The organism is Mycobacterium sp. E2733 (genome assembly GCF_001667585.1).
Taxonomy (GTDB): domain Bacteria; phylum Actinomycetota; class Actinomycetes; order Mycobacteriales; family Mycobacteriaceae; genus Mycobacterium.
The window spans coordinates 65,819-84,435 of sequence record NZ_LZJZ01000015.1 but is presented as its reverse complement, the minus strand read 5'-3'; the positions used below and the strand labels follow the sequence as shown (position 1 = coordinate 84,435).

11 protein-coding genes are annotated in these 18,617 nt (G+C 66.1%); 4 read left to right on the top strand and 7 right to left on the bottom strand.

Features of this window, described 5'->3' with window-relative positions:
* The first annotated feature begins 29 nt into the window (after positions 1-29).
* Positions 30-455 carry a PH domain-containing protein gene (locus tag A5678_RS02575; RefSeq protein WP_068038232.1) on the top strand — a complete coding sequence of 142 codons (426 nt, stop codon included), beginning with the start codon at positions 30-32 and terminating at the stop codon, positions 453-455.
* Between the two features lie 22 nt (positions 456-477).
* Here the strand turns inward: A5678_RS02575 and A5678_RS02570 are convergent, their stop codons facing one another.
* A complete protein-coding gene (locus tag A5678_RS02570; protein ID WP_068037948.1) occupies positions 478-1,026 on the bottom strand; it encodes a peptidylprolyl isomerase in 549 nt (182 codons plus the stop codon).
* A gap of 128 nt (positions 1,027-1,154) precedes the next feature.
* Here A5678_RS02570 and cwsA point away from each other — a divergent pair, with 128 nt between their 5' ends.
* Positions 1,155-1,589, top strand: coding sequence for a cell wall synthesis protein CwsA (gene cwsA / locus A5678_RS02565; RefSeq protein ID WP_068037945.1), 435 nt, complete (start codon positions 1,155-1,157; stop codon positions 1,587-1,589).
* A 14-nt stretch (positions 1,590-1,603) separates the two neighbouring features.
* On the opposite strand, the gene A5678_RS02560 is transcribed toward cwsA, so the two are convergent.
* Entirely contained in the window at positions 1,604-4,777 is a 3,174-nt protein-coding gene (locus A5678_RS02560) for an adenylate/guanylate cyclase domain-containing protein (protein WP_068037942.1), read from the bottom strand.
* Between the two features lie 129 nt (positions 4,778-4,906).
* Entirely contained in the window at positions 4,907-5,665 is a 759-nt protein-coding gene (locus A5678_RS02555) for a phthiotriol/phenolphthiotriol dimycocerosates methyltransferase (protein WP_231983557.1), read from the bottom strand.
* Positions 5,666-5,792: 127 nt separating this feature from the next.
* On the opposite strand from A5678_RS02555, the gene A5678_RS02550 reads away from it, so the two are divergent.
* Both A5678_RS02550 and A5678_RS02545 read left to right on the top strand, forming a co-directional pair.
* Positions 5,793-7,520: an AMP-binding protein gene (locus tag A5678_RS02550; RefSeq protein WP_068037939.1), complete on the top strand. Its 1,728-nt coding sequence runs from the start codon at positions 5,793-5,795 to the stop codon at positions 7,518-7,520.
* A 15-nt stretch (positions 7,521-7,535) separates the two neighbouring features.
* Positions 7,536-8,585 carry a rhamnan synthesis F family protein gene (locus A5678_RS02545; RefSeq protein WP_068037936.1) on the top strand — a complete coding sequence of 350 codons (1,050 nt, stop codon included), beginning with the start codon at positions 7,536-7,538 and terminating at the stop codon, positions 8,583-8,585.
* A 14-nt stretch (positions 8,586-8,599) separates the two neighbouring features.
* Here the strand turns inward: A5678_RS02545 and A5678_RS02540 are convergent, their stop codons facing one another.
* From A5678_RS02540 to pks2, 4 genes are all read right to left on the bottom strand, one after another.
* The gene (locus A5678_RS02540; protein WP_082945356.1) at positions 8,600-9,301 is read right to left on the bottom strand and encodes a GAP family protein; all 702 of its coding nucleotides are present in this window, start codon (positions 9,299-9,301) and stop codon (positions 8,600-8,602) included.
* Positions 9,298-10,554, bottom strand: a complete 1,257-nt coding sequence (locus tag A5678_RS02535; RefSeq protein ID WP_068037932.1) for a glycosyltransferase — start codon at positions 10,552-10,554, stop codon at positions 9,298-9,300. The genes A5678_RS02540 and A5678_RS02535 overlap by 4 nt, the downstream gene beginning before the upstream one ends.
* 17 nt (positions 10,555-10,571) lie before the next feature.
* Positions 10,572-11,885, bottom strand: coding sequence for a condensation domain-containing protein (locus A5678_RS02530; RefSeq protein ID WP_304528359.1), 1,314 nt, complete (start codon positions 11,883-11,885; stop codon positions 10,572-10,574).
* Positions 11,886-12,048: 163 nt separating this feature from the next.
* Positions 12,049-18,429, bottom strand: coding sequence for a type I polyketide synthase (gene pks2, locus A5678_RS02525; protein ID WP_082945355.1), 6,381 nt, complete (start codon positions 18,427-18,429; stop codon positions 12,049-12,051).
* Between the last annotated feature and the right edge of the window lie 188 nt (positions 18,430-18,617).

Below are 18,617 nucleotides of genomic sequence, written 5' to 3'. Positions count from 1 at the left end.
AGGCCGTGGTGGGAGGGGCTGAGTCGCGCGTGCAGCAAACGCAATGGGAGCCCAGGACGACGGGAATCGCTGGTTGCGGGGCCGCCGGTGTACTGATGGCTATCGCGAGTGTGACCGTGGTCACAGACGCGCCGGGGCGGATTCTGACGGGGATTGCCGCGGTGGGTCTGGTCTTGTTTGCGGGCGCGACGTGGCGCGCGCGACCGAAGCTGGCAATTACCGCCGACGGCTTGCTGCTGCGGGGATGGTTCCGGACGCAGGTATTACGACCCGACGACATCAAGATCATCCGGATCACCGAGTTCCGCCGCTATGGCCGCAAGGTCCGGCTCCTCGAGGTGGAGGCGGCCGACGGCGGCCTGGTGCTCTTCTCCCGCTGGGACCTCGGGACGGACCCGCTGGAGGTGCTCGACGCATTGACCGCCGCCGGTTACGCGGGACGTCACCCGCACTGACCGCGGCGTCCGGCGAGCCGGCCTACGAGATGGTGATCGACTCGATGACGACCGGCTCGGTGGGGCGGTCGTTGCTGTCGGTGGACGTCGTCGCGATCGCCTCGACCACCCGCTGCGATTCGGGGTCCGTCACTTCGCCGAAGATCGTGTGCCGCCGGTTCAGGTGGGGCGTCTTGCCGACCGTGATGAAGAACTGGGAGCCGTTGGTGCCCGGACCCGCGTTCGCCATCGCCAGCAGGTACGGCTTGTCGAATTGCAGTTCGGGGTGGAACTCGTCGGCGAACTTGTAGCCCGGGCCGCCACGCCCGGTGCCGGTCGGGTCGCCGCCCTGAATCATGAAGCCCTGGATCACCCGGTGAAAAACCGCGCCATCGTAGAACGGACCGGAGGACCCGCCCGACGCGTTCTGGGTCGAGTACTCCTTGGTGCCCTGCGCCAGGCCAACGAAGTTGGCGACGGTCTTCGGCGCGTGGTTTCCGAACAAGGCGACTTTGATGTCGCCGCGATTGGTGTGGAGCGTGGCGGTCGCGGTCTGATGGGGGCTGTTGGTCACGGCATGTGAGTCTGCCACTACGCGCGGGCATGCCCGCACCCGGTGTCACTCAAGCGGAGCCGCCGCCGAAACTGCGTCGCGCGCATAACGGTTCCGTCGACGTCCTTATGCTGGCAGTCTGTTCAGCACGCACAGAAAGGCGGCAGATGAGCGCAAGGGCGGAATCCCGGCTGACCCCGCGGGAGCGACTGGCTCGCGGGCTGACCTACTCGACACTGGGTCCGGTGGACGTCACCCGGGGAGTCGTCGGCCTGGGTGTCCAGTCGGCGCAGTCGACCGCATCGCAGATCCGCCGCAAATACCAAGAAGGGCGCCTGGCCAGGGAACTCGCCGCGGCCCAAGAGACGCTCGCCCAAGAGCTGGCCGCCGCGCAGGAAGTGGTCGCGGGACTGCCTCAGGCGCTTCAGGACGCCCGGCGGGGGCAGCGGCGCGGCAGGCGCCCGTGGGTTATCACGGGAGTCGCTGTCGCGGTGCTCGCCGGCGGCGCCGTCGCGTTCAGCTTGGTGCGGCGCTCGGTGCAGGCGAAGCCTCAGGAACCCCAGTCGCGGCCGCCCAGCGTCGACGTGCAGCCGCGCCCCTGAAAGACCGGCCTCTCCTACGGCATCGCGTCGGCCCAGTCGATGTGCCCTTCGAGGCCAAGCGTTCTCGCCATCTCCCGGTAGCGATCTCTGAAATGCGAGTACGCCTCCCTATCGCATCGAGCCCGCGCCAGAAGTGCGCGCATCCGCTGCAGCCAAATCTCACGTATCGCCAGACCCCCATCGGCCGGCGCGACCGCTAACCGCTCGATTGCGGACTCTGCTTCGGCGACGTCACGTTCGGTCCCCCGGTCGAGCAAGGTCTCCACCAGAATGCCCGTAGTCGGAATGCCCCATGAGAGCATCTGTCCGCCGCGGGCGAGGTGGTCGACGGCGGCGCACATCTGCGGTATCGCTAGGTCGCGATCCCCTCGGCGGGCCGCCTCACGCGCCACGTATGCGTCAAGTAGCGGTAGATCGCACAAGAAGTGCCCGCCGCGCAGGAACACTTCGTGGACTTCCGCCAGCAGCTCCTGCCCGCGGTCACGCTCGCTGTCCGTGTGGCGGTGCACCAGCGCAAGCCCCAGGGTCAACCAGGCGAAGCCCAACTGCAGGTTGTCGCCGGACCGTTCGGCAATGGTCAACGCATCCTCGATCTCCCGCACCGCGGAATCGTCGGGCCGCAGCGCGCCGGACGGTATCCCCGCGGAGTAGACGTAGCTGACGAGGGTGACGTAGGACAGCGAGTCGGCGCCGTGCGCCACGGCCAGGCCGCGCCGCAGGTCCTCCTGCCATCCCGAACGACCCAGGGCATAGCGGGCGATGGCGCGCTGCGCGAAGCCGAGCGCCAGGGGAGACCCGAAAAGGAGGTTGCCCTTGGCGGGGTCACCGGCGGCCAGGTCGATGACCCGCTGGGACAGGCGAAGCATCTCAGACCACTCGCCGCTTGCCATCTTGGCGCGGATCGGCGTGAAGGACAGCCCTACCGTCAACGTGGGATCGCCGATGGACTCGACGAGGGTCACGGCCTCCGAAGCCAGCCGCGACGCCTCGGGCACCCGGTCCTGGTACGTGTGATCCGCCACTAGCGCTGCCATGGCGATGGCCAGTGACGCCTTGTCGCCTGCGGCGTTGCACAACCTCCGCAATTCGTCGAAGCGATCGCCAGCCACACTCATACGGACGCGCCAGGCGGTCGCGCACAACATAGTGCGCGGTGCGATGCGCATGGCTGCTCGGTCCGGGTCCTCGGCGGGTAACGCATCGGCGATCTTTCTGGCACTTTCCCAACCCAGACGCGCCGCGGCGATGTCGCGGTAAGTCGCCCACATCGCCGCGCGCATGTGCCACCCGTAGGCATCCCGCAGGTCGCCCGCGGCTTCGAGGTGTTCGGCGATCAGTGCCGCGTTCTGGTCGGCCGATTCCGGCTCGCGGGCCTCGATGGCGGCGGCCAGACGCCGGTGCATCTGGGCGCGGTCGGATTTCAGTTGTGATTCGTAGGCCACGGTGCGGATCAGCGGGTGGCGGAACGCGAACTCGGCTCCCGGAGTGAAACGGACCTGATCAATCAGCGCGGCGCTGAGGAGCCCGTCGAGGGCAGGGGCATTGCCGACCGCGGCGAGCAACTCGGGCGTGAAGCGCGAACCGATCACCGCGGCGGCATTCAGCGTCTGCTTGGCAGCGGGATCCAGACGGTCGATGCGCGCGGCGATGGTGGCCTGCAGGTTCGCCGGAACGGTGACGTCGGCGAGGTCTGTGGCGCACGTGAAACCGCCGCGGTCGCCCTCGAGCACGCCGCGCTCGGCGAGTTCGCGGACCATCTCCTGTGCGAAGAACGGGTTCCCGCCGGCCCGTTCGGCAAGAATCGACTTGATCCCGGTGACCGACGGATCGGCGCCCAACAACTCGTCGAGCAACGTTGCGGTTTCCGACTCGCTCAACGGCGCCAACGAGATCGTCTGCGCGCCAGGTACATTGGCGAGCACACCGCGGTACTCGGGGCGGTACGTGATCAGCACCATCGACGGCGTTTGGGGGATGACGCTGAGCAATTCGGCCAGCAGCGACTCGCTGACCTCATCGATCCAATGCGCATCCTCGACGACGTAGAGAACCGGTTGGGTGCGGGTCAACGAGATTGAGTTGATCAGTGCCGTCAGCCGCCGGCGCCGCGCGTCGGGACGGATCGTGGGGGGCGGCGTCTCCGGGTCTCTAATTCCCATCAGGTCATACAGCAGCAGCACATCTTCATCGGACGCATCGGGCACGCTGGCGCGCACCTGTGCGCGCGCCGCCTCGTCGTCGAGCTCGGTTATCCGGGCGACGTCGCGCAGCAGGCCCGCCGCCACGAGGAAGGGGACATCGCTGGTATGCGACTCGCAGAACACCGACGACACCTCGACACCACGCTGGCGGGCCATCGAGACAGCCTCGCCAGCGAGTCGCGTCTTGCCGATGCCCGCCGGTCCGACAACACAAACCACGCATCCCCGGCCACTCACTGATCGATCCAAAAGGCCGGTGAGCGTGGTGAGTTCGAGGTCTCGCCCCACCAACGCGGCTCGCAGCTGGCCGCTTTCGTCATGCCCGCCGGAAATGCTCAGCAGACGGCGGGCCAGCACCGGGACGTCGCTGCCCTTTAAGTGAACCTCCTCGGCGTCGGCGAGCACGGTGGCGTACTGAACGAGTCGAGCGGTGGATTCGCTGAGCATCACTCCGCCCGGCGGCGCCACCGATTCCATCCGTTGGGCCATTCCGACCTGTTCACCGATTGCGGTGTAACGGAACGGTCCGGAACCGATTTCACCGGCGATCACCTGACCGGAGTTCAGGCCCACCCGCAACTGCAGCTCCACCGCGTCGCGCTCCCGGACCTCGACAGCGAGCCGCTTGATCTCGTCCTGAATACCCAGAGCCGCCAGGCAGGCGCGAACGGCGTGGTCTTCCATTGCTACGGGCGCACCGAATACCGCCATGATTCCGTCGCCGGTGAACTTGTCCACCGTGCCCCCGTAGCGGTGCACCACCTCCGTGCAACGGTTGACCAGTTCGGCCATGATCTCGCGCAACCGCTCCGGACCAACGGCGGTGGCGATGTCCATGGAGTGCACGACGTCCGCGAACAGCACCGACACTTGCTTGTACTCCGCATGCGCGGCGGGCTCGGCAACCGGCGCGCCGCATCCGTGGCAGAACCGCGCATTCTCGGGGAGATCGATGCCGCACGCCTCGCATGCTGCTACGGCCGTCATCCGACCCCTCCGCCAATCCGGGCCCCGCGTTTGCCGGGGTTCTCAAAGAATAGGCCGTTGGACGCTCCGCGAGGGAGTGTTGGCTTCACTCCGGGTGACGCCGGCGCGCGGGATCAAGCGTCGGCCGCCTCAATCCTTAGCAAAGCGGAACAGCCGGTACGAGGCCTCCCCGTTTTCCAGACGGCGGTAAATCAACGAGCCCGGTCCGCCTGCGTAGTCGTGGGCTATGCCGCGCAGAACGGCGATGTTCGGGAGGCGCCGGATGATCTGGTCGAAGAACCGGTTCTTCTCCAGGCCGCGCATGACCTCCGCGTTGATGGCGTTCCCCGAAATCAGGCGCAAGGGGATGGCGGTGAGGTCCGCCTCCCAGGCGGCGATCTGGTCGGCGTAGCGGATGTCGGCGTACAGGAAGTCCCCTCCCGGCCGCAGCACCCGTGCGACCTCGGCGAAGAACCGGGGGACGTTTCGGTAGTTGATCGCGGCTTCGACATTGATCACCGCGTCGAAGGAGCGATCGGGGAAGGGCAGGCTCTCGGCGTTTCCCTGCACGAAGTCCAGACCGGGTAGCTTGTGCCGCTTGCGGCAGAACTCTATGCCGACCGTGTTGAGATCCAGGCCGGTGTAGGAGGCCGGGTGCAGGGTCCGCATCAGATATGAAGCGCCGCCGCCGTGGCCGCAACTGACCTCCAGCACCTGTTTCCCGGTGAGATCCGCTTGGGTCGCCGTGCGGTGGTAGAGCTGAATGGGGTATCGGTCCGGCTCGTCGGAGGCCGCCAGCGGCAAGGCCATGGGCGGATCCTCCTCGTATCCGTAATTGAGGAACAGCACGTCGTCCCTGGTGAGCAGGCGGCTGAGCAACCGATAACCGTATTTGAAGCGCAAATCCAAGAGCTGCAGCGAGATTGGATTGCGGTTCAGCCGCTCGATCAGGCTCTCGGTTGCTGTACGTCGCAGCCGGTCGTCGTCTTCAACGCAAGCCCGGCGCGGTGGGAATGGCCGAGGTAACCTGACGCCCATGCTTAAGTGTCCCATCCCGACACTGCTGGGTGAACGCGCCAGTCTGCAGCCCAACCGGACGGCGTTCACCTTTATGAATTACGAACAAGACCAGGCCGGCATTGCCGAGAGCGTGACGTGGGCGCAGTTGTATCGCCGCGCGCTCAACGTCGCGCAGGAGCTCAGGCTTCACGGGTCAAGAGGTGACCGCGCCGTGATTTTGGCGCCGCAGGGACTCGACTACATCAGCGCGTTTCTTGGCGCACTACAGGCTGGGCTCATCGCGGTTCCCCTCGGTGGCGCCAGCGACGAACGCGTTGGTGCGGTGCTGCGAGACGCATCGCCCTCCGTCGTTCTCACGACGTCCAGCGTCGCGGCCGATCTCGCCCAGCATGCCGGCTCGATGTCCAGTGAATCCGCTCCATCGATTATCGAGATCGACTCGCTGGAACTCGACTCGAAGAAACGGCCCGCGGCGCGGTTCGACATTTCGGCGGACACCGCCTATTTGCAGTACACGTCCGGCTCGACCCGCACCCCCGCGGGCGTTATGGTTTCGTACGCAAACATCATGGCCAATTTCGAGCAGATCAATGCCGGCTTCTTCGGAGACCACGGGGGTGTTGCCCCACCGGATACCACGGTGGTGTCCTGGCTGCCGTTCTACCACGACATGGGTTTGCATCTCGGAATCATCTTTCCCATTCTGACGGGATTCCACACCGTGCTCACCAGTCCGGTCTCGTTCCTGCAGCGGCCGGCCCGGTGGATGCAATTGCTGGCGAACAACATTCACGCCTTGTCGGCTGGGCCCAACTTCGCTTTCGATCTGGCGGCTCGGAAGACATCCGACGACGACCTGGCCGGGCTTGATCTCGGCAGTGTGCTCAGCATCCTCAACGGCAGTGAGCGGGTACAGCCGGCGACACTGCAGCGCTTCAGCGAGCGGTTCGCCTCCTTCAACCTCCGCGACCGAGTGTTGCGGCCCTCATACGGGATGGCAGAAGCGACGCTCTATGTCGCGACCCGCGAAGCGGGTCAATCACCCCGAGTTGTTGATTTTGAATCCGAAACGCTGACCGTCGGCCACGCGAAGCGCTGCCCCAGCGGAACCGGCACGCCCCTGGTCAGTTACGGCGCGCCCCGGTCACCAATGGTCCGCATCGTCGATCCCGAGACCCGCTACGAGTGCCCGGGGGGGACGACCGGCGAGATTTGGGTGCACGGCGGCAATGTCGGAGCGGGCTATTGGCAAAAACCCCACGAGTCCGAGAAGACATTCGGCGCAACGCTCGTCGCTCCGTCGGCCGGCACCCCCGAAGGGCCGTGGCTACGAACCGGAGATATGGGATTCCTCTCCGACGGAGAACTTTTCATCATCGGCCGGATCAAGGATCTGCTGATCGTCTACGGGCGTAACCATTCTCCCGACGACCTCGAGGCGACGATCCAGAGCATCGCGCCGGGGCGGTGCGCGGCGATCTCGGTTCCGGACGATGGCACGGAAAAGCTCGTCGCAATAATCGAGTTCAAGGGTCGGACCGACTCCAACGAGGCGGCGGTTGACGCCTTCGACGCCGTGAAACGCAAAGTCACCTCTGCGATATCCAACGTGCACGGCCTGAGCGTCGCCGATCTCGTTGTGGTAGCGCCCGGTTCGATTCCCATCACCACCAGCGGCAAGGTCCGGAGGGCGGCGTGCGTCGAACGCTACCGGCAAAATGAGTTCGCTCGTCTGGACGCCTAGCACCGCGGGGTTGTTGTGAAGTTTCCGAACCTGGTGCGCACCGAATCGGAGCGCACCGTCGCCGCCGTCCGGCACCGCCTACACCGCAACACTTCTCACTTCATTTGCGAAACCCACCTGCAGCTTCCTCCGCAGCCTCCGGCCGATCGCCGCACCCTCGTTTTCTTCGCTCACTTCGACCCCCAGGGGATCGTCGATCCGTACGTCGCCCATTACCTCACGGCGCTGCACGACCTCGGGGCGACCATCGTCTTCGTCTCCGGCTCGCCCACCCTCACGCCGGAATCGGTCGCTTCCATCCGCTCCCTGTGTGCCGGGATTTACACCCGCCGCACGCTGTCTTTCGACTTCGGCTCGTGGCACCTCGCATGGTCCATCCTCACGCAGCACGGCTGGTCGCTCGATCAGTTCGACCGTTTCGTCGTCGCCAACGACAGCGTGTTCGGTCCGCTCTTTCCCCTTCAAGAGATGTGGGGCTCATTCCACGACGCGGACATGTACGGTGCCATCGAAAACACCCAAATGGTCACCCATCTCCAATCATTTTTCCTGGCTTGGGATCTCAACTCGCGCACCCGCCCGTTCCTCAACCAATTTTGGGATGATTTTCAGTATGTCGTCCACAAAGGCATGGTCATATTTCGGTACGAGATCGGCATCTCCGCGCGTGCTCGCAGAGCAGGGCTGAGCGTCAAACCGTTCGTGTCCGCCGGCGCCATCGAAGCCGCCTACCCCTGCCCCTCGGCATATCCGTGGGCCCGCAGACGGTCCGCGCGAAACAACGGCACCCTTTACTTGTGGGACAGCCTCATCGAGGACTTCCGATTCCCGTTCCTCAAGGCGAACCTGGCGCGCTATGACATGCCGTGGCATGCGTCCATGTCGCACCTGCGCGACGTCATCGAGCAACACACCGCCTATCCTTTCCAACTGATCCAATCGAACGTCGACAGACTCGGCCGGACAGCGCCCTCCCTGTTCAGCGGCTATGCCCGCCCGACGGCCAGTTGGAGACGCCCTGAAGCGCGCGAACGCTTTTCGGCCAGGACTGCCGGTTCAACATGAACGACGCCGTCAGCTCAGATGCTGCTTACACCCGCAACTACCAGCATTAGCCCCACGACAGCGGGGACGACGACGAGAATCCGCCGCCGATGAGCGACAGCCCATTTCTCCAGCTGCACCATGGCCGCCTGAGTTTTCGCCGGCATCACCAAATAGCTGACGAGCGGGACCTCGACGAGAACAAGCACCACGAGGGTGAATATCACGACTGCCCCAAGTTGGGTGCCGATCGCGGCCCTCGAGGAGACGATCATGATGAGCACGACGAGATAGTCGACAGGTGGCACCGTCGATAGCAGGCCGACTGCAAACGCCACCCACGGATTCCCACCTTGCAACGCATGACGGACGCGGGCCCTGAAACGTGCCGGTGCGCTTAGTGTGAGCGGTTTGACGGCCGGCGCCGGCGGGCCGCCCGCGTACGCCGATGCTCCTGCCGCGATCAATAGGGCGAGCACGCCGATGGCGATTTGGAAATAGCCGCCCGTGAAGCGCGCGACCGTGGACCTCATACCTTCCATAACCGCCGGTAGGGAATTGCCGAGCAGTGCAAAGGCGGCAAAGCCTGGAGCAATGCCCGCTGCCAGGCCGCCCACCCAGTATGCAAGTAGGTTGTGCCGGGGCCGGGGTCGTGACATCAAGACTCCGCCGATGACAAGCCGCGTCGGGTCGAGCGACACCCAAAGTGCGATCGCCAACAACGTGCCCCACATCATCTGACGCCCACCCCGAGGGCGGCGTCTTCAAGGAGATCGGCTGCGGCTGCGACGCTTTCGGCAGGCTTGGTCATGTGCCTGGCGATTTCACGGGCTCGGTTCGCGTATTGCGGCGCAAGCAGCTTGCGGAGGTGCGCGGCCAGCGATCCCCCGGTGGTGGTCGATAGGCGCCGGGCGCGGCCGACTCGCATTCGTATGACCTGGGCCGCCCATAGCGGCTGTTCGGCCACGTCCCAGAGGATCAACGTAGGAATCCCCGCCCGCAGGCCCGCGGCCGTGGTGCCTCCGCCACCGTGGTGGACGATCGCGCGGCAGATCGGAAGGACGGCCGTATAGTTCAGCGGGCCCACTAGCCTTACCTGTTCGGGATCCAAGCTGCAGCGGGAGCCGCTCGCGCCGGAATAGATCAAGGCCCGTTCGCCGAGCTCAGCGCACACCGTGGCAATCATGGTGATCGTGTCGGCGGGGGCTTGAACCGGTGTGCTGCCGAAACCGAAGTAGATGGGCGGCGTTCCCGCGGCGATCCACGAAGCCACCTCACCGTCGGCATCCGTCGGCAGGTCCATGGTCAGCGCGCCCACGAAGGGTCGCCGGCCTTTCCACTCCGCCGTGAGCCCCGGGAAGCAAACCGCGTCGTAGGCCTGGATTTCGAGCGATCCGCGCTCCGCCATCCGTTGCACCGCGGGGGCCGCTGTCCGGGGTAGGCCCAATTCACGACGTTGCGCGTCGTCGACGTCCTTGGTGATTCGCCAATACAGCCACCAAGCCGCCCTCAACGTGGAGCGGACCAGGGGAGCCGGCGAGGGTATCGACGGAAGGGCGAGCCGGCCATTGACGCAGATCGGCATGTGGTGGAGTGCCGCACACGGAACGTCGTAGTACTCGGCGACATTGGCGACGACCCCATGGTACGTCTGGCCGGTGACCAGCAGGTCGGCCCCGTCCGCGAGTGAAGTCAGCGTCGTGCTCATCTGCGCCCAGCCCTCGATGAACAGTTCCCTGACGTCGCGGACCAGGTTGACCGGATTCTGCAGCGTGAAGACATGGTGATGAAAATCCGCGAGCGCGTTAACCTGCTTATCCGAATCCGGCCCGTACCCCACCGCACCAAGCCCGGCCGATTCCACGAAGTCCACCAGGTTGGGCGGAACGGCCATGCGCACTTCGTGCCCTCGTCGCAGCAGCTCCAGACCCATGGCGGCGCAGGGCTCGACGTCGCCTCGGGTGCCGTGGGCGGCCAAGACAACCTTCATCGGCGCGGCCCGGCCCGTCAGTCGTCGTCCGCGTAGGCGAGGTCCGTGACTTCAGCCATAGGTGCACCTCCGGGACGGCCGTTCACGACTCGGCTGAAGACGGATTTCAACGCATTCAGGTATCGGGTCACCGAGTCCCTTGCCATGGGATTGTTGGGAAAATTCACCCATATCGACACCTCGTCGAAGAGGCGAATCACCGAGATATACACGTGCGCCGGATCCCTTGGGTCGCAGTAGATCCGGATGTTCGCATCCTTCATGTGCGAGGCGACGGTCGCGGAGAACGGCGGCAGCCCCGTATCCATGTAGTTGACCATGGTGCAGTTGGGACCCCACGGTCTGAGCCACGGCGCCAACTTCAATACGTCGTTGAATGACACATCCGCCAGATCGAGATTCGAATCGAAGGAACCCTGCGCCGCACGGGCGGTCTCTTCAAAAGAGGTCGGATTGACGGGGACAGTCAACGGAACCACGCCGGTGAACCACCCCATCGTGGAGAACTCCGCCAACGACCTGCGCTTGTCGGTCGGAGTAAGTCCGTAATATGTTGGCGCACCGGTGATCGCATATTCGGCTAGCGCCACGCAGGCGAACAAACCGCCGCTGAACCGGGCCCCTGCTTGCGTGCAAAGGGATTCGAATTCGGCTGTCTGGTCCTGATCCATCAGCCGCTCCACCGCGAGGTCACCACCAGTGGGTACCGACAAGTCACCGAGAGGGAGGGGGAAGTCCGGCAGGGTCCCGCCGTTGTCTTCGGCGAACTCGATCCACTTGCGAACCTCAGGGGAGGCCGGGCTCAAGGCCGACAGTCGCTGCTTTTCCCGAATGCAGAAATCGTCGTGACTGGCCGGGGGTGGTGACTGAACGAGCGCCCCGCCCTTAACCAGGACGCGGTAGTTCATCAGGATCTCGGTATACAAGCCCGAGAGGATCGTCGGGTCACAGTGGATGTGATCGACGATCGAGAAAAACGTGAAGTGGTCCGCACGCTGAATGATGCCGAACCTGAAGCAATCCCATTGCACCGGATCAGGGGTGGACAGCACGAACTGGTGCCACTCGCTTGTCGTCATCTCCTCGTGCCGGACGGGCATGAATTCGATGTCGGCGGGATCGTCGATGGTATGCCGGACAATGGTTTCCGCATCTTGGTACACGAACCAACTGTGATACGTCTTGTGCCGGCGAAGGTGTGCGTTGATGACGTAACTCATGGCTCGGATATCGCACCGCCCGGGTTCGTCGCCAGAGCCGATCACTAGCCGGGCGTAGTTGAGGCCCCGGGCCGCATACCGTGAAAAGCCGCGCAGGTGGGCTTCTTGCATGGCACTGAGCGGAACGTCGCTGATCGGGGCCTGCAAGACTTTCTCAACCGAGGCCGGCGACGCTCGCCAAGACACGACCCTGCCCGGCTCTGGTACCCAGTCACGCACCGTTCCCACGAACAGCCCGCGCGCTGGGCCTGCACCTACGAACACTCTTGTCCCTTCAATTCCTTGGGCGAGCGGACATGTCGACGTGCAGTGTGTCGGGGCCGTCGTCTGCCGGCCATTGAGATTCCAGCGTCTCGGATAGCAGCCCGGCCAGGCCCCGAATCGTGGTGATGTCGTTGGTGGTGACGCGTATCCCTGTCTCGGCCTCGATGCGGGTGCGCAACTCGAGGTTGCCCATCGAGTCGAGGCCATATTCGGAGAGGGGGTGATCCGGATCGATGGTTCGCCGCAGGATCAGGCTGACCGCGTCGGAGATCATCCGGCGAAGGCGGATAGGCCGCTCCTCTGGTGGCAGCGCGCACAACTCGCTGAGCAATTCGCCCTTGCCCGCGGATGTCTGGTCCTTGGACCGGAATAGTTCGGCGAACTTGCTGCGCTGCGCGTAGGCGGCAAACCACGGCGTTCCCGTCATCCTTGCGTATCCGGAATACGGGCGGTCGTGGCACAGCAGGGCCTGGAACGCGTGGGCCCCCTCGTCGGCGGTGAAAGCGGTGTCACGCCAGTGCGCCAGGGCGGTGCCTTCGCCGCCCTGTCCGGGACCCACATCGTCACCGGCCTCGGCTCGGCGCTCGGTGGCCTGACCCACCTCGCCCCACAACGCCCAACCGATCGCGGTGGCGGGCAGCCCCTGGGTGCGCCGCCACCGCGCGAATGCGTCCAACCAGCCGTTGGCCGCCGCGTAGGCCGCCTGCCCGGGCGAGCCCACCAGACCTACCGCCGAGGAGAACAAGCAGAACCAGTCCAGGTCAAGAGCGACCGTGGCTTGGTGTAAGTTCCACGCTCCGTGGACCTTTGGCGCCCAATTGCGGTCGATCAGATCGTCGGTCATGTTGGCCAGCATTGCGTTTTCGAACACCGCTGCCGCGTGCAGGACCCCGCGCAACGGAAGCCCGGTCGCGGTCGCGGCGGCGACCAGGCGCGCCGCCGTGCCGGCTTCGGTGATGTCGCCGCACTCCACGTCGATGTCGGTGCCCATCGCCCGCATGAACTCGATCGTTTCCAGCGTCTTGGAATTGGGCTGGCCGCGCGAACTGAGCACGATGCGGCCGCAACCCGCGGCGGCCATCTTCTCGGCGAGGAAAACGCCGATGCCGCCCAAACCGCCGGTGATGATGTAAGAGCCGTCAGGACGGAACGCCGGGACGTGCTCGGGCGGTACCACGACTCTGGTGTGCCCGGACTGGGGCGCGTCGAGCACGAACTTGCCCGTGCGCTCCGCGTCGCTCTTCACGCGCAGAGCCGTGGCCGCAGCGGCCATCGGGTAGTGAATGATCTCAGGTAACGGCGATTCACCGTCTGCCACGTGGCGGTACACCGTGGCCAACAGTTCGTTGATCCGGTTCGGGTGACTCTCGGACAGCCTTGTCAGATCGATGTGATGAAGCGTCATGTTGCGGTGTAACGGGAAGGGGACCGGCTGCGTGTTCGCATGGCCATCGTGCTTACCGATCTCCACGAATCGCCCGCCGGCCGCCAGCGCGTCCAGCCCTGCCCGCTGCGCGGGGCCGGTGAGTGAGTTGAGCACGATGTCCACGCCCTCGCCGTCGGTGTCGCGGCGTACCTGCTGAGCGAATGCGGTGCCGTGCGAGTCGTAGACGTGCTGGATGCCCCCGTCGCGCAATAGCCTTCGCCGCTCCTCGCTGCCGGCGGTGGCAAAGATCTCCGCTCCTGCGGCACGGGCGATCGCGATCGCAGCCTGCCCGACACTACCGGTGGCGCAGTGGATCAGGACACGGTCGCCGGCGGCGATCCTCGCCTGATCGTGTAGCCCGTACCAGGCGATGGCGTGCGGTGTGCTCACGGCGGCCGCCTGGTCATCCGCGAGGCCGGGTGGCAACGTCACCGCGAGGCGGGCGTCACAGGTGACAAATGTTGCCCAGCAGCCGTTTTCGGAGAACCCGCCGACATGGTCGCCCACCCGGTGAGTTGTCACGTCCGGGCCGACCGCGCTCACAATGCCGGCAAAATCCTTGCCGAGCTGTGGTGCATCCCCGTCGCTACCGGAGTCCTGTCCCGAGGCGAAGAGGAGATCGGCGAAGTTGATGCTGGATGCGGTCACCGCGATCTCGATCTCTCCGGGCACGGGCGGAACGCGTTGGAACGCAGCCAGTTCCATTGTTTCCAGGTCGCCAGGCGTGCGGATCTGTACGCGCATTCCGGCCCGCGTGTGGTCCACGACGGCGGTCCGCCGCTCCTCAGGGCGTAACGGGGCGGGCGTCAGGCGCGCCACGTACCACTGGCCGTTGCGCCAGGCGGTCTCGTCCTCCTGCGAGGGCCCCAGCAGCTGGCGTGCCAGCTGCTGGGCGTCGGTGTTCTCATCCATGTCGATGTGGGCGGCTCGCAGATGCGGATATTCAGTGCTGATCGCTCGCACCAGGCCGCGGAGCCCGGCCTGCTCCAGGTTCGTCGTAACCCCGGGCAGCACCGCCTGGGCGGCGCGGGTCACCACGTACAGGCGCGGCGGTTCCGAGTCGAATTCGGTGATCTCCCGGGTGATTCGCACCAGGTGACGCACGTAGTCCCCGCCGCGCAGGGCACACTCCTCGTCCGGGTTGCCGTTCCGGGGACCGGTGAGTATGACTACGCCGGCGACCCCGTGGCCAGCCAGATGGGAGGCGAGCGATTCGGCGTTGGCCCGGTGGTCCGAATGCTGCGGCCACGTCATGGTTATGCAGCCGGCGCCTTCGGCTTTCAACGCATCGGTCAGGCTCGTGGCCATGACCGCTGCCGTCGCAGAAGTGCTGATCAACAAGCAGGCTCCCGGTCCTACCTGGTCCACAGCGGGCAGCGTCCGCTGTTCCCACTCGATGGTCAGCAGCCGTTCGTTCAGCACGCGATCACGGTTGGCCTCCTCGGAGGCGCCGGTGCCGACTTGCAGCCCGCGCACCGCGACGAGGACGGTCCCGTGCTCATCGAGCACATCGAGGTCGGCCTCCAACCCGGGCCCGCTACCACATGTCACCCTCGTATAGCAGTAGCGCGCGGTGCGGGCGGGAGCGTAGGCACGGATCCGGCGTACGCGCAGGGGCAGCAGCAGGCCGGAGCTACCCGCGGCCCGGGCGGCGGAATGTGCCGCCACCGACTGGAAGCACGCATCCAGCAAGGCGGGATGCGCGCCGTAGGCGCTCTGTTGCGAGCGGATCGGGCCGGGCAGCCCGACCTCGGCCAGCAGCGTGCCCACCCCCTCGTCCGCGCGGTGCACCGCGGCCAGTCCGGCGAAAGCCGCACCGTACTGCAAACCGTGCTCGTCGAACTGCTTCCGCAACTCGGCCCCCTCCAGCCGGCGCGAGTGGGCCGCGAGCAGGGCGGGCATGTCGTAAGCCGGCGCGTCCTCATCCGCTGCAACATGCAGCACTGCCGTCGCCCGTCGGGTCCGGGAGCCGGCCTGGAAGGTCTCCACAACGAAATCGACGACGCCCGGCGAGGTCACCGACGCGGCCGCGGATATCGGCGTCTCGTCGTCCAGGAGCAGCGTCGCCTCGAAAGTGATATCCCGGACCTCGGATTGCTCGCCGAGGACGTTATGGGCAGCGGCCCATGCCATCTCGCAATAGGCCGCTCCCGGCAGGACCGGGACATTGTGGATCCGGTGGTCGCCCAGCCAGGGTTGCGCCGCGGTGCCGACCTCACCCTGCCAAACATGGCGCTCCGGCTCGTGCAATCGAACATGCGGCCCCATCAATGGGTGCACCGGGACGGTGCAAACACCGCGTGCCCGCGACACCTGACCGTTGCGGGTCAACAGCAGCGGGCGGTGGTTCCACGTCGGTAGTGGCGCGTCCACCAGCCGTCCCCCCGGGCAGGTCACCGAGAAATCGATTGCGGCGCCGGCACTGTGCAGATCCGCGAGGAATCCGCGCAGTCCGTGCGGCAGCTCCTGATCCCGGCGCATGGCGGCGAGTGCGGCCAGCGGCATGCCGAGTCCGGCGGCAGTCTGCTCGACCGCGTGGGTCAGTAGGGGATGCGGAGCCAACTCCGCGAATACCCGGTAGCCGTCCTCCAACGCCGCCTGCACGGCTGCGGCGAAGCGCACCATGTGGCGGAGATTGTCCGACCAATACCAGGCGTCGCACACGGGTTCCTCGCGCGGGTCGAACGCGGTCGCGGAGTAGAAGGGCACCTCGGGTGTCATGGGTCTGAGCTCCGCCAGCACGTCGGACAGCTCGTCGAGGATCGGGTCGACCTGTGGGGAGTGCGAGGCGACATCGACGGCGATCTCGCGGGCCAACACGTCTCGTTGCTCCCACGCTGCGACCAGATCGCGCACCGCCTCGGTCGCGCCGCCGATCACCGTGGACTGCGGCGAGGCCACCACTGCCAGCACGACGTCGTCGACGCCGCGAGCCATCAGCTCCAGCAGCACTTGCTCGGCCGCCAGTTCCACCGACGCCATCGCCCCGGAACCTGCGATCGTCGACATCAGCCGCGAGCGGCGGCAGATGACGCGTACGCCGTCCTCCAGCGATAGCGCTCCCGCCACAACCGCGGCCGCGGCCTCGCCCATCGAGTGACCGATCACGGCGCCCGGCCGCACCCCGTAGGCGCTCATCGTGGCCGCCAGCGCGACCTGCATGGTGAACAGGGCGGGCTGGATCCGGTCGATCCCGCTCACGGCGGAGGGCGCCGAAATCGCTTCAGCCACCGAGAATCCCGACTCCCGGGCGATCAGCGGCTCCACCTCGGCCACTGTCGCGGCAAACACCGGTTCGGTCGCGAGCAGGTCGGCGCCCATCGCGGCCCACTGCGAACCCTGCCCGGAGAACAGCCATACCGGTCCTCGGTCGTCCTGCCCGACCGTTGGCTGGTATGGGAAGTCTCCTTCGGCGACCTCGGCCAAGCCCCGAGTCAGCTCTTCGAGATTGTCCGCGATAACCGACGTGCGCACCGGCCGGGGCGCACGTCGGCGAGCAAGGGTGTACGCCAGATCGGATGCCGTCAACCCCTGGGGGTGTGCGTCGATCCAGTCGGCGAGCCGCCCCGCGGTTCGCCGCAGTCCGGCGGCCGAGGTGGCTGACAGCGGGAAAAGCAGCGGGCCCGCGATGCCGGCCGAGGCCGGCGCGTATTCGGGTACGTTCCCGCCGGGAGCTTGCTCCACGATCGCGTGCACGTTGGTCCCCGAGAATCCGTACGACGACACCGCCGCGCGGCGGGGTCCGTGGTGGCCGTTGCTGGGCCACGACGTATTGTCTTGTGGCACAAAGAGGTTGGTTTCGATTTGGGCCATTTCATCGGGCAGCCGGGTGAAGTGCAGATTGCGCGGAATCACACCGTGCTGCACCGCGAGGACCGCCTTCATCAGCCCCAGCGCTCCGGCGGCCGACTGGGTGTGCCCGAAGTTGGTCTTCACCGATGCGAGCGCGCACGGCCCGTCGAGGCCGTATACCTCTGCCAGGCTGGCGTATTCGATCGGGTCACCCACCGGCGTGCCGGGGCCGTGCGCCTCGACCATGCCGACGGTACGGGCGTCCACATCCGCCAGGGCCAACGCGGCCCGGTAGGCCTCGACCTGTGCGGCGTGCGATGGCGTCACAATATTCACCGTGCGGCCATCCTGGTTAGCGGCCGTGCCCCGGAGCACGGCCAAGATCCGGTCGCCGTCGCGAAGCGCATCCGGCAACCGCTTGAGGAGAAGCACGGCGCAGCCCTCCCCGGCAACAAACCCGTCGGCGGCGACGTCGAACGCATGGCAGCGCCCTGTCGCAGAGAGCATTCCGATGGCTGAACCCGAACAGGATTTGCGTGGTTCGAATGACACCGAGGCTCCACCCGCCAGGGCGATATCGCTCTCATCGTCATGCAGGCTGCGGCAAGCCAGATGCACCGCCGCCAGGCCGGATGAGCAAGCCGTATCCACGGTCATCGCCGGGCCGCGCAGCCCCATCGTGTAGGCGATCCGGCCGGAGCCCATGGCGAAGCTGTTGCCCATGTAGCCGTACGGCCCCTCCAGGGCGTTGGCCTCGGCGTGCACGAACTGGTAGTCGTCATGCATCAGTCCCATGAAGACGCCGGTCCGCGATCCGGCCAGCGCGTTGCGAGTCAGACCGGCGTGCTCCATCGCCTCCCAGGAGGTCTCCAGCAGCAAACGGTGCTGCGGATCCATCGCGGTCGCTTCGTTTTCGGTGATGCCGAAAAACTCGGGATCGAAACCGGCGACGTCGTCCAGGAATGCGCCCCATTTCGACAGCGACCGGCCAGGCACGCCGGGCTGCGGGTCGTAGAACTCGTCGGCGTCCCAACGATCCGGCGGAATTTCGGTGACCAGGTCGTCACCGCGGAGCAACGCCTCCCATAACCGTTCTGGTGAGTCGATGCCTCCGGGCAGCCGGCAAGCCATGCCGATGACGGCAACGGGAGTGACTAACGGACCCGAAGACATTGCCCATCCTCAGTCCGCACCCCGCTCGATATTGGCCCGAACAAAGCAATTTCCTCCTCGCGGCAAAGGTGCAGATGCGTCGTGGGCCGCCTCATCGCTGGCTGGCACCCTCGCCGTCGCCGGGTTGCCTACTGCGACGTCGATCTTTGGGGTGTGTGGTCGGGCTTGGGCTTTCTCGCAGGTCAGCC